Genomic DNA, 13,127 nt, shown 5'->3' with positions numbered 1-13,127 from the left:
CGCACGGCAGAGATGCTGGTGGGGCATGGCTATGAGGTCGTGCAGATCGACAATATCGAATGTGCCAAGCTCGATGGCGGGATGTCTTGTCTTTCGCTGCGATTTTGATCTTACACTTCTTACGAAATGAAGCGGATTTTGTAAGGTCCACAGCCGCGCCATGACGGTGCGAGATCGGGAGAGTGTCATGCGGATCGAATGGGCACGGGAGGCCGATCTTGGCACCCCTTACTGGTGGTCGGCGCTGAGCGCGCCCGAGGCGGGCGAGGACCTGCCCGACACCTGTGATGTGCTGGTGATCGGGGCGGGTTATGCGGGGTTGTCGGCGGCGCTCGCGGCGCATGAGGGCGGCGCGCGGGTGGTCGTGGTCGATGCGGCAGAGCCGGGGCATGGGGCCTCGACCCGCAATGGCGGCATGTTCGGGGCGCACCCGCGTCTGGGCTGGGCCGAGTTGGAGGCAAAGTTCGGGGCCAAGGCCGCGGATGCGCTCTTTGGCGAGGCGAAGCCGGCGCTCGACTGGGCCAAGGACCTGATCGCGCGCGAGGGGATTGAGTGCGACTTCCAGAATACGGGGCGGGTGCAACTGGCCTACACGCCCGCGCATTTCGCCAATCAGCGCCGGATGGCACGGGTGGTGACCGAGAAATCAGAGGTGAAGGTGCGCCTCATCGAGCGCGCTGATCTGGGGCAGGAGATCACGACCGAGAAATATCACGGCGGGCTTCTCTTTCCGGAGCATGGTGCGATTCATCCGGCCAAGTTTCATCAGGGGCTCTTGCGCGCGGTACGCGGGCGGGGCGTGCCGGTGGTGTCACATGCGGCGGTGACAGCGCGCGAGGCAGAGGGTGCGGGATACCGGGTGCAGACCGCCAAGGGCGTGATTCGCGCGGCCAAGGTGGTACTGACCACGAACGGCTATACCAGCCGCCCGTTTCGCTGGCACATGGCGCGCGTCTTTCCGCTGCCGTCCTATATCATCGCGACCGAGGAGTTGCCGTCGAACCTGATCGGTCATATCGCGCCGGGGCGGCGGATGATGGTCGAGACACGGGCGCGGCACAGCTATTTCCGCATTTCGCCGGATGGCCGTCGGGTTCTCTTTGGTGGGCGGGCGTCGATGGCGGAGATGGGGCCGGAGGCGGCTGCGGCGCAGCTCTATAAGGTCATGGTGGGGATTTGGCCGGATCTGGCGGGCGTCAAGCTCAGCCATTCGTGGCAGGGCTTCACCGGCTACAGCTTTTCGCACATGCCGCATGTGGGGCATGACGAGGGGGTGCATTACGCAATGGGATTCTCTGGCTCGGGCACGGTGATGGCGCCGTGGCTGGGATCAAAGGCGGGCTATCAGGCGATTGGGGATGCGCGAGCGGCCACGGCCTATAGTGCCACGCCGCTCAGCCGAAGCTGGCTGCATCCGGGCGAGCGGCCGCATTTTTTGCGGGCTGCGAATCTCTGGTATCGGCAGGTCGTGGACCGGGTGGAAGATTGGCAGGCGGGGGCCGGTCGCTAGGGGGCTCAGACATGGTTTGCCTCTTTTGCGAGCGATTCAATCGGAAGGATGTAAACACTGTGTCGGTCCTGCATCAGAGGCAACGAATTTGTGACACTCACAAAACGGTGCTTTGACTGTGAACCGTTCGTGAGCGTCATTGTCGCCATCAGCCGAGTGCAGCAAGTCGTATCGGCGCATAACAGACTATTTCTGGAGGGACTTCCTTGAAACACCTACTCACAAGCACCAGCGCGATCGCCCTCGGCGTCGTCATGGTCACACCCGCTTCTGCCCAGGAATGGGACATGAAATGGGGTGGTTACCACTCGAGCCACGTGGCCTATGCCACGGTCGATTCCAACACTGTCGCGCATACCGGCGCTGATTTCGACGGCGTCGATGTCTACACCGAAGCCGAAATCGAGTTCACCCCGTCGGTGACGTTGGACAACGGCATGACCTTTGGCGTCAACGTCCAGATGGAAAGCACCAACAACGGTGGCGGTGCGACCGGCATCGACGAAACCTACATGACCATTTCCAGCGACACGCTGGGCAAGATCGACCTCGGCAACGAGAACTCGGCTGGCTACAAGATGATGGTGTCGGCACCGCAGATCGACGGCAGCATCTGGATCAACTCGCCCTCGATTTCGGGTTTCATTCCGATTTCGGTGAGCGCGGGCGGCAACCTGCCGTGGAACTTCCGTCAGTCGGCCATCTCGGCCTACACCGAGGTTCTGGGCAACAACGACGTGGCGCGGATCAGCTACTATACCCCGTCCTTCAACGGTCTGACGCTGGGTATCTCCTATGCTGCGTCGGATAACATCATCGGCACCGGTGCCAACGCGGGCAACAACTTTGGTGTGAACCGCAATGCGGGCGTGACGGACATTTTCGACATCGCTGTGGCCTATAGCGGCTCGTTCGGCGGTTTCGATGTGGATGCCGCAGCACGCTGGGGCACAGCCGAGAACAACACCGGCCTTGCAGGCACCGATGATCCCGAAACCTGGGGTCTGGGCGCAAGCTTTGGCTACAACGGCTTTGCCTTTGGTGGTTCTTATTCCGAGAACGACAACGGCGGTCTCTTGCCGGATGAAGAAGGCTGGGCGCTGGGCATCACCTATGATCTCGAAGGTCCGTGGAAATTCGGGATCGACACCTATCAGGGTGAATACAGCGGCACAGGTGCTGCCTCTGGCGACAAGGCCGAGTTCGAAGCCTATCAGATCATCGGCAACCGTGAGCTGGGCGAAGGCGTAAGCTGGGCGATCTATGCTGTCTATGCCGAAGGCTCTGTCAACGGCAACGCTGGCGGCACCTTTGCACCGGGCACGGCCAACACCGAAGTCGAAGGCACGCTGATCGGCACCTCGATCAACCTGACCTTCTGATCCATCGGTCAAGACCTAACGGAGCGCGCGGGGATCAAACCCCGCGCGTTTTGCATGTCTGGCGCTTGTCCCCGCGCGCAGTCCTGCGATGATGCGGCACCGCAAGCATCGAAAAGGACCAGATGATGAGCACATTCGACGAGGATCTCTTTCTCAAGGGGTTGGAGCAGCGCAAGGCGACGCTGGGGGCCGCCTATGTGGAGCGCAGTCTTGAGGCCGCGGATGAGTTTACCCGCCCGTTTCAAGAGGCGATGACGGCGTGGTGCTGGGGGTTTGGCTGGGGCGATGAGGTGATTCCGCCCAAGACCCGCAGCATGATGAATCTGGCCATGCTGGGGGCGCTGGGCAAGATGCATGAATGGGAATTGCACTGTCGGGGGGCCATCAACAACGGGGTCACGCCCGAGGAAATCCGCGCGATTATCCATGTTGTCGGAATTTATTGCGGGGTCCCGCAGGCGCTGGAATGTTTCCGGGCGGCAAAAAAAGTGCTGGGCGAAGAACAGGGCTGAGCGAAGCGCCTTGTTTAAAAGGGCTATCGGGAATGGGTGTGGTTTCTGCGTCACAATCGCGGCGGGATGAGGGCAGAGCAGGGGGGTTGCGTTGACAGTTTGGGGGGGAATGGCGCATTTCATAGCACAAGCCGTTTCCAATGACTGGTGCGGCGGATCTGATTAACCTGCTTCTGAGGAGGGACACCCTTGAAAAAGCAACTTCTGAGCACCAGCGCGATTGCTCTTGGCGTGGCATTTGCCGCACCGGCATCGGCACAAGAATGGGACATGACATGGGGCGGGTTCTACAACTCGCACGTTGGTTATGTGACCGTTGACTCGAACACCCCTGCCCATGCTGGCGCAGACTTTGACGGTGTCGACGTTTTCGCGAACACCGAAATCCACTTCAAGCCCTCGGTTACGCTCGACAACGGCCTGACCTTCGGTGTTGACGTGCAGATGGAAGGCACCAACAACGGCGGCGGCGCCACCGGCATCGACGAAACCTACATGTTCATCAAGGGCGACACGCTCGGCAAGATCGAACTCGGCAACGAGAACTCGGCTGGCTACAAGATGACTGTGGCGGCTCCGCAGGTCAAAGGCGGCATCGGCATCAACTCTCCGTCGATCTCGGGCTTCGTTCCGATCTCGGTCGCTGCTGGCGGCAACCTGCCTTGGCTGTTCCGCGATTCGGGCATTTCGTCCTATGCTGAAGTTCTCGGCAACAACGACGTGCCGCGCATCACCTATTACACCCCGTCCTTCAACGGTCTGACCCTCGGCGTGTCCTACGCTGCTGCGTCGAACGTTGCTGGTACCGGCGCAAACGCTGGTAACAACTTTGGTGTGAACCGCAATGCCGGCGTGACCGACATTTTCGACATCGGCCTCGGCTACAGCCAGTCGTTCAATGGCATTGATCTCGACCTGTCCGCACGTTGGGGCACTGCCGAGAACAACACCGGTATTGCTGGCACCAGCGATCCGGAAGTCTGGAACGTTGGCGCAAGCATTGGCTTCAGCGGCTGGACCATCGGCGGCGGCTATGGCGAGAACGACAACGGCGGTCTGCGTGCATTCGACTCCGAAGGCTGGAGCCTCGGTGTGACCTATGACATCGCAGGTCCGTGGTCGGTTGGTTTCGACACCTACCAGGGTACCTATGAAGGCGTCGGCGCCGGTTCGGGCGACGAAGCTGAATACGAAGCCTACCAGCTGGTCGGCAGCCGTTCGCTCGGCGCTGGCGTGACCTGGGCCGTGTACGCAGCCTACATCGAAGGTTCTGTGAACGCGAACCTCGGCGGCACCTTTGGTGCAAACGCCAACACCGAGACCGAAGGCACGCTCATCGGCACCTCGATCAACCTGTCGTTCTAATCGACCGGTCAAAAGACAAGGGGCGGGGGGTGACATTTCCCCCCGCCTTTTCTATGTGTTCCGCCCATGTGAGCAAACTGTGGAGGCCCGCGGGGCATGAAGCGAAGCATCATCTGGCTGGCCTCTTATCCGAAGTCCGGGAATACGTGGACGCGGCTTTTCCTTGCCAATTACCTGATGAACGCCCAAGAGCCGGTGCCGATCAACCAAGCGCACCGTTTTGCCGTGGGCGATGCCGTGGTCAAGATGTACAACCGCGTCGCGGGGCGGGAGATTGATCCGCAGAACCTGTCGCTGAGCCTGCGTCTGCGCGACGGTGTGCTGCGCGGGATCGTGGCCAACAATGCCGATGTCAATTTCGTCAAGACCCACAACGCGCGCGTGGCCCCCGAAAAGATCGAATTGATTCCCGACCGCTACACGCGCTCTGCCATTTATATCATCCGCAATCCGCTCGATATGGTGCTGTCCTATGCGCGCCATTACGGCATTACGCAGGAAGATGCGGCGAACAAGATTTGCCATCCCGACAATGGCAACCTGCCTACAGAGACATCGGTGGCGCAATACCTCAGTTCGTGGGACATGCACGTCAAGAGCTGGATGGCCTATGCGCCGTGGAAGCGATTGATCCTGCGCTATGAGGACCTGCTCGACGATCCCGAGACACATTTCGCCAAGGTGCTGGATTTGGTTGGCGTGCCTGTGGACAAGGAGCGGCTGCAACGCGCGATCCGGTTTTGCAGCTTTGATGAGTTGTCGCGGCAGGAAGAGGAACAGGGGTTCATCGAGCGTCCTGAACAGAGCGAGAAATTCTTTGGCAAGGGCCAAAAGGATCAGTGGAAAACCGATCTCGACCCGGCGCTGGCGGAGATGATCCGCGCCAAGATGGGCGAGACCATGAAGCGATACGGGTATCTGGAATGAGCGATCTGCGGCGGATCATCTGGCTGGCGAGCTATCCCAAATCGGGCAACACATGGATGCGCAGCCTCTTGGCGCATTACTTTATGCCTGTGGGAAAAGCCCCGGATATCAATAATTTGCGGCAGTTCACCACCGGGGACACGCGGCAGGATTTCTTTGATGCGGCCAATGGTGCGCCGTTTCGCGGGCAGGGGGTAGAGGATTGGATGCGGGTGCGGGGCCGTGCGCTGCGCCTGATTGCCGCCTCGAAGCCGGACCATCATTTCGTCAAGACTCATTGCCAGACGGTGCGGATTTTCGATCAGGATGTGATCCCGCCCGAATTGACCGCCGCCGCGATCTATATCATCCGCAATCCGTTCGATCTGGCCCCGTCCTTTGCCCGGCATCAGAATTGCGATCTGGACCTTGCGATCGAGCGGATGTGCAACCCCGACACGATCACCGGCACACCGAGCGGCATCATCGACCTGCTGGGTCGTTGGGATGATCATATCCGCGTCTGGACCCATGCGCCGGGCCTGCCCATCCATGTGGTGCGCTATGAGGACATGCTGCACAATCCCGGACGCACCATGCGCGGATTGCTGGAGAAATTCCTCAAGGTCAAGGTGGACGGGCCCAAGCTGGCGCGGGCGATCAAGGCCACGAGTTTCGAGGCGATGAAGCGGCAGGAAGAGACGCTGGGCTTTGCCGAAAAGCCCAAGGGTATGACCGCGTTCTTTGCCAAGGGGCAGGCGGGGGTCTGGCGCGAGGATCTGACCCCGGCGCAGGTGGCGCGGTTGCGCGCGGCGTTCCTGCCGACGCTGGAGCGGTGGTATCCCGAAATGCTCAAGGAAACGGGTGCGGTGGCGGCGCAGGCCTGAGCGCTTGACTGGCAATCGCGGGCAGGGGCGCTATGCTGAACGGTAGGAGACTGTGATCGGAGGGCCGGAGATGACACGCAAGGGGATGATGCTGGCGGTGCTGGTGCTGGCTGGCTGCACGGCGTTCGGGCCGCAGATGGTGGCACGGCTGGGCTCTGATCCGGTGCTCTCGGGGGGCCGCTATGATTCCGGCGGCGGGCTGACGGTGGCGGCGGATATTCGTGAGGCGCAGGGCCGCGTGCTGCTCTGCGGGGTCTGGGCGCAGAGCCATCAACAATCGGTTTTGACCAAGGGCAAGGCGGTGGATGTGATGGGCACGGGCGCGGTCTTTCTCGATGGGGCCGCGCTGGCGCGTGGGCTGGTGTTCATGCGCGAGGTGCCGCCCGCGCGCGACTATGGGGGCCAAGAGGCGGGCTGTGTGCTGACCGAGCGGGTCTGGAAGGCGGGCTATGCTACGGCCGCGCCGGTGATCCGTCTGCCGCGTCAGGTGGTGCATGTCGAGGGGGATCTGGGGCATTTTGTCGTGACCTTCCGACAGACAGGCCCCGGTGCCGGGGAACCCAAAGCGGTGCAATAGCGGCAAATCCGGTGGATTTGCTGGGGCGTCGCCGGGAAAGAAATTGACAGAGCGCGGTTATCCCATACCATCGCTGGTGTGTATTCACTGTTTTTCCAAGAGGTTTCCCATGCCCCTGCGTGCATCCGCCGTGATTTCTGCCCTTGCTCTCGCCTGTCTTGCTGCACCCGCCATGGCGCAGAGTGCCAAGGTCTATGCCTATGAAAGCCAAGCCAATTATTGCCCAGCCGGATTGCAGCCGGTCACGCTCAACGGGGTGATCTGCTGTGGTCAGCCGAACCAGACGCAGAGCTATCAGCAGGTAATGCGCCATCCGGTCGCCAAGGTGCGGCACCAGACCTATACCGCCACTTCGCATCTCAATTGCCCCGAGGGCGCGAAGGGCTGTTACTGAGGCGAAAATCTCTGAAACAGGGCGCGCGTGGCGCCCTGTTTTAGGGTTGATTGTGATCTTGGTTCAGCCTGTGGCCATCCGCGCCACGGGGCTAACGCCGAAGCTGACGCGTCAGAGCAAACGCAGATCCGAGGCCATTTGACGGCCGTCGCGCCCTTCCTGCAGCTCGAACCCGACCTTTTGATTGTCGGCGAGCCCTGTGAGCCCCGAGCGTTCGACCGCCGAGATGTGCACGAACACATCCTTGCCGCCGCCGTCAGGAGCGATAAATCCATAACCTTTTGTGGTATTAAACCATTTCACGGTGCCGGTCGGCATGCCGCTTCTCCTTTTGCGTCGCTTCCCCGGGAATATGCCGGGCCATGTCGTGCCGAGCCCTCAGGGACCGGCCAAGCGTTGCAAAGGCGGAATCTGAATGCCCATCGTGACGGCTGTAATGATTGCATTGCCATTGTAAAAATCAAGCGAAACTCCGTGACGCGCGGGTTTTTGCCCGATAAACACGCAAAAATGAAGGAGTGCGCCATGATCCTCTATGGTTTGAAAAGCTGTGACACCTGCCGCAAGGCGTTGAAAGCGTTGGGCAATGCCCAGTTTCACGATGTTCGGGCCGAGGGGCTGCCCAAGGATTTGGCACAGGCGGCATGGGCACACTTTGGCGAGGCTTTGGTGAATCGGCAATCGACCACATGGCGCGGGCTGAGTGACGACGAACGTGCCCGCGATCCGCTGACCCTCTTGGCAGAGCATCCGACGCTGATGAAACGCCCGCTGATTGATGCGGGCGGCACGCTCTATCTGGGATGGGGCAAGGACACACAAGACGCGCTGCTTGGATAAGCGGGCATAAGGCCCCATATCGGGCAGAAGTTCAGGAGGCGGGAAAATGCGCAGCGCGGCAATGGTGTTAGGGGTGATCGGCGGCTGTCTGGCGGTGCTGGTCGGGTTCTTCAGCTATGGCTATACCGAGGTGATCAACCGGGTTGGCGAGGTGGACGGGCTGCTCACGCAGGTGAATGATCCGGGGCTGATCCGCACCGCGAGCTTTCTCGCACCGCTCTTGGCGATTGCCGGGGGGGCGATGGCCAAGGTGCGTGCGCTCTGGGGTGGGGTGCTGCTGCTGATCGCGGCGGGGCTGATGTATTACGCCTTTGGCTTCAACGTCTTTACCATGTTCCCGCTGGGCTTTACCGGGCTGGCCGGGGTTCTGGCCATCGCGGCGGGTAAGCCGGATGAACCAAAGGCGCATTTCTGAGCGGGGTCACAGCGCGGGCAGGCGATACATGCCAGAGCTGGAAAAGGCGATGGAGCTGCCATCCGCGATATCCTCGGCAAAGCGTTGGGCGATGACGCGCAGCGCGGTTTGACGCCCCTTGGCCACCAGCGCGCGGCGCGAGGGCAGCGAGGGCGTAAGACCGGGGCTGAGCAGGGTTTGCGACCAGATGAGCGGGTGCAGTTCCTGCAAGTGGTTCTCGAGGAGCCAATCCAGACAGTCGTGAATCCGGCGGCGCGCGGCCTCTGTCGCACCTGAGAGGCGCTGTTTGCCGGTCTTGGGGGCCATGACGATGCCGCAAAAGGCCGAAAGCTGATTGATCACATGCTGATCGCGGCGGCGGGCCACGATATCGCGCAGGCCGTCCACGAAAAACTCGGAGTCGAGGTGGGTCATCGCGCCGGGATCAAGGGCGAGCGCGTCGAAATAGACCCAAGAATAGGCCCCCGCGCCCCAGATTTCGCCAGTGCGCGCGGCGGTGCGGCGCGCCTCGAGATCGAGCATCTCGTAGCTGCCATAGCGCGCGGGCAAGAGCGCCTCGCCAAGCGCGCGCATGTGGCGGGGGCTGTCGGGATCAAGGTCGATCAGGCGTTCGTAATCGTCGGCCACGCGCATCCGGGGCTGTCGCCGTGCCGCGAGCAGAGCGCATTGCGCTGCCGCCAGCGAGGGCGCATCGAGATCGACCCCGTCGAAGGGCACAAGCATGTCCTCGGCGCGTTTGAAATGTTCGAGAAAGCGCAATTCATGCGCTGCGCGGGTGCGGTCGGTGGCGGTGGCGCGCCAGGCCCAACCGATGTCGATATGGGCCAGCGCCACGATCAGCGCGCAGGGGTAGCTGTCAGCATTTTCGGCCTGCATCTCTTCCAGTGCGTCGATGCCGGAGGGGTCTGGGTCTACCCCGTCATGGAGCGCGTCTTCGGCGGCGGCCACGACATCAGCGCGCGCACCGACGGCCAGAAGCGTGGTCGCATTCTCGCCCCCCGGCGTGCGCAGCCGCGCGGCATCGGTGTATTCGATCACCTGCGCCAGTTCCGGCCACATATCCTGACGCGCGAGTTTCTGGCCCCGGTCCTGATGCATGGCGCGGGCCATTTCCTCGTCCGTGACGGGCAGGGAGGGGAGCAGGATGCGCTTGGACAGGCTGTCGAGATCGGTCTCGGGTTTGCGCCGCAAGAGGCCCAAGAGATCGGGCCAGAGGCGTGTCGCCTGCGCCGGACGCTTGCGCGGGCCGGGCTGGGTTGGTTCTGGTCTGGCGAGCGGATCAAACGGCATGGCAACTCCGACAGTCTTGATGCCCCCCAAAGTGCCGCCGGATTTCGACCAAAAGAGGGCGATGCTTGGGTGAAGACAGGGAATATGCGGGCCAGCACGGCAGCGTTGCCAAGTGATCCGCTTTGCGCCAGAATTGCCGGATGAGAGGATTTTTGTGCCTTGTTTTCCTTGTGTTTTTCTCTCTTCCCGTGCAGGCGCAGGAGGAGGGGAAGGCGGATTTGACCCTGAGTCCCCCGGCGCGAGACGGCAATATTCCGCGCACGCGGTGGGAGCAGCGCAGGGAGGCCGCGCTCTGGACGCGCAGCGCGCTCTCGGCGCTCAAGGCGCATGGGGCACCGCTTGTGCAGAGCGTGCCGCGCGATATCGCCACCTGGTGTCCGGGCTATGCCGGGGGCGATGAACCAAGACGCCGGGCGTTTTGGGTGGGGTTTTTGTCGGCGCTGGCCAAACATGAAAGCACCTATAACCCCGCGGCTGTGGGCGGTGGCGGCCAGTGGCATGGGCTGTTGCAGATCGGGCCTGCGACGGCGCGGACGTATAAATGCCGGGCCGGCACCGGCGAGGCGTTGCGCCACGGGCCGGACAATCTGTCCTGTGCGATCCGGATCATGGCCCATACCGTGCCGCGTGACGGGGTGGTTGCCGAAGGGCGGCGCGGAGTGGCGTCTGATTGGGGGCCGCTGAGCAATGTCGCCAAGCGCGAGGACATGCAGCGTTGGACGCGGGCGCAGAGCTATTGCAAGCCGCTGTCGTCGATACGCCCGCGGGCGCGACCTGTGAGGGTGGCGCGGGCGGTGGAGTGAGAGGAGGGGCGGCGAGGTCAGATGACCCCCGCGCCTTGTTCCGCGCGGGGGGTGTTCAGGGTCAATGGCCCCTCTCAGACCCCTCGAATGCGCCCGACCATTTCGGTCGTGTCGCGGCTGAGGTTTGGGGTGGCGAGGATGCGGTCCAGCTCTGCTGCGATCATGCCTTGGCGCACCGGATCGTAGCGGCGCCATGTTTCAAACGCCGAGCACATCCGCGCCGTGGTCTGCGGATTGAGCGGATCGAGCCGGATCAGCATATCCGCGAGCAGGCGATAGCCGCGCCCCGAGGCGTGGTGAAAGCCTGCGGGCGAACCGCTGAGTGCGCCCAGCGTGGCGCGAAAGCGGTTGGGATTGCGCAGGGTGAAATCGGGGTGGTGCGTGAGCCGTTCGGCCACCTCTGCCGCGCGCTCTGGTGCGGCCTGCATGATTTGCAGGCTGAACCATTTGTCGATGACCAGCCGGTCGTGTTTCCACTGGGTATAAAACGCCTCGGTGGCAGCCTCGCCTGTTCCCGCCTGCAAGAGGCAGGACCAAGCCGCCAATTGCTGCGTCATGTTGTCGGCGGCGTCATATTGCGCCTGCGCGCGTGCGCCGCCATCGCGGCGGGTCAGCATCGCCAGCGCCGCGTTGGCCAGCGCCCGCGCGCCCACCTGATCGGGGTCGGGGCGGTAGGGGGCCGTGACCTGATGGCGGGTGTAGAGATCCTGCGCGATGCTCTCGAGCGCCTGCGCGCGCGCGTCGCGCAGGGTCTCGATCGCCTGCCAGATCGCTTGCGGATCGGGCGTGTGCCCGGCGTCAAAGAGCGCCTGTGCCAGATCATCCTCGCTGGGCAGGCCAAGCGCCAGCGCCCGAAAGGCGGGATCAAGTGTGTCGTCGCGCGCCACGCGGGCAATCGCATCGAGATAGGCCGCATCGGGGGCGGCACCCTCGGTGATCATGGCGATGAGGCCGGCGCGGGCCAGCGCGCGCCCTGCCTCCCATTTGTTGAAGGGGTCGGTGTCATGCGCCAAAAGAAAGGCGCGCTCCGCATTGGTGCTCTCGCGTTCAAGGATCACGGGGGCGGAAAAATCGCGCAGGATCGAGGGGATGGGGCGCGATGCTAATCCATCGAAGGTGAAGCTTTGCTGTGCTTGCGTCATTTCCAGCACGCGGGTTGGCTGCACCTCATCACCATTGGGGCTGAGCAGGCCCACGGCAATCGGGATGACGCGCGGTTGTTTATCTTCTTGCCCCGGTGTGGGCGGGGTTTTCTGTTCGAAATGAAGCGTGTAGCGACCATTGTTGAACTCTTCGGTGACGCGCAGGCGTGGCGTGCCTGCCTCGGAATACCAGCGCTTGAACTGGCTGAGGTCGCGGCCTGTGACATCCTCGAACACCTTGAGCCAATCCTCGATGGTGCAGGCCTGCCCATCGTGGCGGGTGAAGTAGAGATCGAGCGCCTCGCGATAGGCGGCATCGCCCACCAGACGCTTGAGCATGCCGATCAGCTCGGCGCCCTTTTCATAGACCGTTGCGGTGTAGAAGTTGTTGATTTCAATAAAGCTCTCGGGGCGGACAGGATGCGCCAGCGGGCCGTTGTCCTCGCGGAATTGCCGGGCGCGGAGTGCTATCACATCCGAGATGCGCTTGACCGGGGCGGAGCGCAGATCAGAGGTGAACTGGCTGTCGCGATAGACCGTCAGCCCCTCCTTGAGGCAGAGCTGGAACCAGTCGCGGCAGGTGATGCGATTGCCGGTCCAGTTGTGGAAATACTCATGCGCGACAATCGCCTCGATACGTTCGAAATTGGCATCTGTGGCGGTCTCTGCTGTGGATAAGACGCAAGAGGAGTTGAAAATGTTCAAGCCCTTGTTTTCCATTGCGCCCATGTTGAAATCGTCCACGGCGACGATATTGAAGAGATCGAGGTCATATTCGCGCCCGTAGACCTCTTCATCCCAGGCCATGGATTTCTTGAGCGCCTCCATGCCAAAGGCGCATTTGTCCTCATCCCCCGGCCGCACCCAGATATTGAGCGCGACCTCGCGGCCAGAGCGGGTGGTGAACGTGTCGGGATGCGCCACCAGATCGCCTGCGACGAGGGCAAAGAGATAGGCCGGTTTCGGCCAAGGATCGTGCCATTCGGCCCAGCCAGCGCCGCTGCCCGTGGGATTGCCGTTGGAGAGCAGGACCGGCATGTCGCCTTCGATGCGCACGGTGAAGATGCTCATCACGTCGGGGCGGTCGGGGTAATAGGTGATCTT

The 13,127-nt window shown here is 62.3% G+C and carries 14 protein-coding genes and 1 pseudogene; 12 read left to right on the top strand and 3 right to left on the bottom strand.

Annotated elements, in window-relative coordinates; genetic code table 11:
• The 9 genes and pseudogenes from KBT70_RS08810 to KBT70_RS08770 form a co-directional block, all read left to right on the top strand.
• Positions 1 to 108: pseudogene (locus KBT70_RS08810) on the top strand (dimethylarginine dimethylaminohydrolase); the annotation flags it as partial.
• A 79-nt stretch (positions 109 to 187) separates the two neighbouring features.
• Positions 188 to 1,510, top strand: coding sequence for an FAD-binding oxidoreductase (locus tag KBT70_RS08805; RefSeq protein ID WP_296631454.1), 1,323 nt, complete (start codon positions 188 to 190; stop codon positions 1,508 to 1,510).
• Between the two features lie 206 nt (positions 1,511 to 1,716).
• Entirely contained in the window at positions 1,717 to 2,892 is a 1,176-nt protein-coding gene (locus tag KBT70_RS08800; RefSeq protein ID WP_296631451.1) for a porin, read from the top strand.
• A 125-nt stretch (positions 2,893 to 3,017) separates the two neighbouring features.
• Positions 3,018 to 3,404, top strand: a complete 387-nt coding sequence (locus KBT70_RS08795; protein WP_296631457.1) for a carboxymuconolactone decarboxylase family protein — start codon at positions 3,018 to 3,020, stop codon at positions 3,402 to 3,404.
• Positions 3,405 to 3,593: 189 nt separating this feature from the next.
• Positions 3,594 to 4,769, top strand: a complete 1,176-nt coding sequence (locus tag KBT70_RS08790; RefSeq protein WP_296631448.1) for a porin — start codon at positions 3,594 to 3,596, stop codon at positions 4,767 to 4,769.
• 96 nt (positions 4,770 to 4,865) lie between these two features.
• Positions 4,866 to 5,696: a sulfotransferase domain-containing protein gene (locus tag KBT70_RS08785; RefSeq protein ID WP_296631446.1), complete on the top strand. Its 831-nt coding sequence runs from the start codon at positions 4,866 to 4,868 to the stop codon at positions 5,694 to 5,696.
• Positions 5,693 to 6,562: a sulfotransferase domain-containing protein gene (locus KBT70_RS08780; protein ID WP_296631442.1), complete on the top strand. Its 870-nt coding sequence runs from the start codon at positions 5,693 to 5,695 to the stop codon at positions 6,560 to 6,562. The genes KBT70_RS08785 and KBT70_RS08780 overlap by 4 nt, the downstream gene beginning before the upstream one ends.
• Before the next feature lie 70 nt (positions 6,563 to 6,632).
• On the top strand, positions 6,633 to 7,139 hold the full coding sequence (locus KBT70_RS08775) for a hypothetical protein (RefSeq protein ID WP_296631437.1): 507 nt from the start codon (positions 6,633 to 6,635) through the stop codon (positions 7,137 to 7,139).
• Between the two features lie 109 nt (positions 7,140 to 7,248).
• Positions 7,249 to 7,533 (top strand): hypothetical protein, encoded by a 285-nt coding sequence (locus KBT70_RS08770; RefSeq protein WP_296631435.1) that lies wholly within the window; start codon positions 7,249 to 7,251, stop codon positions 7,531 to 7,533.
• 111 nt (positions 7,534 to 7,644) lie between these two features.
• Here KBT70_RS08770 and KBT70_RS08765 read toward each other — a convergent pair whose 3' ends face one another.
• Positions 7,645 to 7,851 carry a cold-shock protein gene (locus tag KBT70_RS08765; protein ID WP_008280689.1) on the bottom strand — a complete coding sequence of 69 codons (207 nt, stop codon included), beginning with the start codon at positions 7,849 to 7,851 and terminating at the stop codon, positions 7,645 to 7,647.
• A 207-nt stretch (positions 7,852 to 8,058) separates the two neighbouring features.
• Between KBT70_RS08765 and KBT70_RS08760 the strand changes: the two genes are divergently transcribed.
• Together KBT70_RS08760 and KBT70_RS08755 are read left to right on the top strand one after the other, a co-directional pair.
• Complete coding sequence (locus KBT70_RS08760) at positions 8,059 to 8,373, top strand: ArsC/Spx/MgsR family protein (RefSeq protein WP_296631432.1); 315 nt, start codon at positions 8,059 to 8,061, stop codon at positions 8,371 to 8,373.
• Between the two features lie 46 nt (positions 8,374 to 8,419).
• On the top strand, positions 8,420 to 8,788 hold the full coding sequence (locus KBT70_RS08755; protein WP_296631428.1) for a hypothetical protein: 369 nt from the start codon (positions 8,420 to 8,422) through the stop codon (positions 8,786 to 8,788).
• Positions 8,789 to 8,794: 6 nt separating this feature from the next.
• Here KBT70_RS08755 and KBT70_RS08750 read toward each other — a convergent pair whose 3' ends face one another.
• Positions 8,795 to 10,078: a hypothetical protein gene (locus KBT70_RS08750; protein ID WP_296631423.1), complete on the bottom strand. Its 1,284-nt coding sequence runs from the start codon at positions 10,076 to 10,078 to the stop codon at positions 8,795 to 8,797.
• Between the two features lie 218 nt (positions 10,079 to 10,296).
• Between KBT70_RS08750 and KBT70_RS08745 the strand changes: the two genes are divergently transcribed.
• Positions 10,297 to 10,881: a transglycosylase SLT domain-containing protein gene (locus tag KBT70_RS08745; RefSeq protein WP_363270337.1), complete on the top strand. Its 585-nt coding sequence runs from the start codon at positions 10,297 to 10,299 to the stop codon at positions 10,879 to 10,881.
• A gap of 74 nt (positions 10,882 to 10,955) precedes the next feature.
• Here KBT70_RS08745 and pepN read toward each other — a convergent pair.
• On the bottom strand, positions 10,956 to 13,127 hold a 2,172-nt coding region (pepN, locus tag KBT70_RS08740; RefSeq protein WP_296631412.1), incomplete at its 5' end, for an aminopeptidase N.

The organism is Roseovarius sp. (genome assembly GCF_018066915.1).
GTDB lineage: Bacteria > Pseudomonadota > Alphaproteobacteria > Rhodobacterales > Rhodobacteraceae > Roseovarius.
The sequence above is the reverse complement of the archived record's forward strand: the minus strand, read 5'-3'. Positions and strand labels throughout refer to the sequence as shown.

Bases quoted from the DNA above. Each gene is read 5' to 3' on its own strand.
- KBT70_RS08775 (WP_296631437.1), top strand. From the start codon at position 6,633: ATGACACGCAAGGGGATGATGCTGGCGGTGCTGGTGCTGGCTGGCTGC.
- KBT70_RS08760 (WP_296631432.1), top strand. From the start codon at position 8,059: ATGATCCTCTATGGTTTGAAAAGCTGTGACACCTGCCGCAAGGCGTTG.
- KBT70_RS08805 (WP_296631454.1), top strand. From the start codon at position 188: ATGCGGATCGAATGGGCACGGGAGGCCGATCTTGGCACCCCTTACTGG.
- KBT70_RS08770 (WP_296631435.1), top strand. From the start codon at position 7,249: ATGCCCCTGCGTGCATCCGCCGTGATTTCTGCCCTTGCTCTCGCCTGT.
- KBT70_RS08750 (WP_296631423.1), bottom strand. From the start codon at position 10,078: ATGCCGTTTGATCCGCTCGCCAGACCAGAACCAACCCAGCCCGGCCCG.
- KBT70_RS08755 (WP_296631428.1), top strand. From the start codon at position 8,420: ATGCGCAGCGCGGCAATGGTGTTAGGGGTGATCGGCGGCTGTCTGGCG.
- KBT70_RS08795 (WP_296631457.1), top strand. From the start codon at position 3,018: ATGAGCACATTCGACGAGGATCTCTTTCTCAAGGGGTTGGAGCAGCGC.
- KBT70_RS08780 (WP_296631442.1), top strand. From the start codon at position 5,693: ATGAGCGATCTGCGGCGGATCATCTGGCTGGCGAGCTATCCCAAATCG.
- KBT70_RS08765 (WP_008280689.1), bottom strand. From the start codon at position 7,851: ATGCCGACCGGCACCGTGAAATGGTTTAATACCACAAAAGGTTATGGA.
- KBT70_RS08785 (WP_296631446.1), top strand. From the start codon at position 4,866: ATGAAGCGAAGCATCATCTGGCTGGCCTCTTATCCGAAGTCCGGGAAT.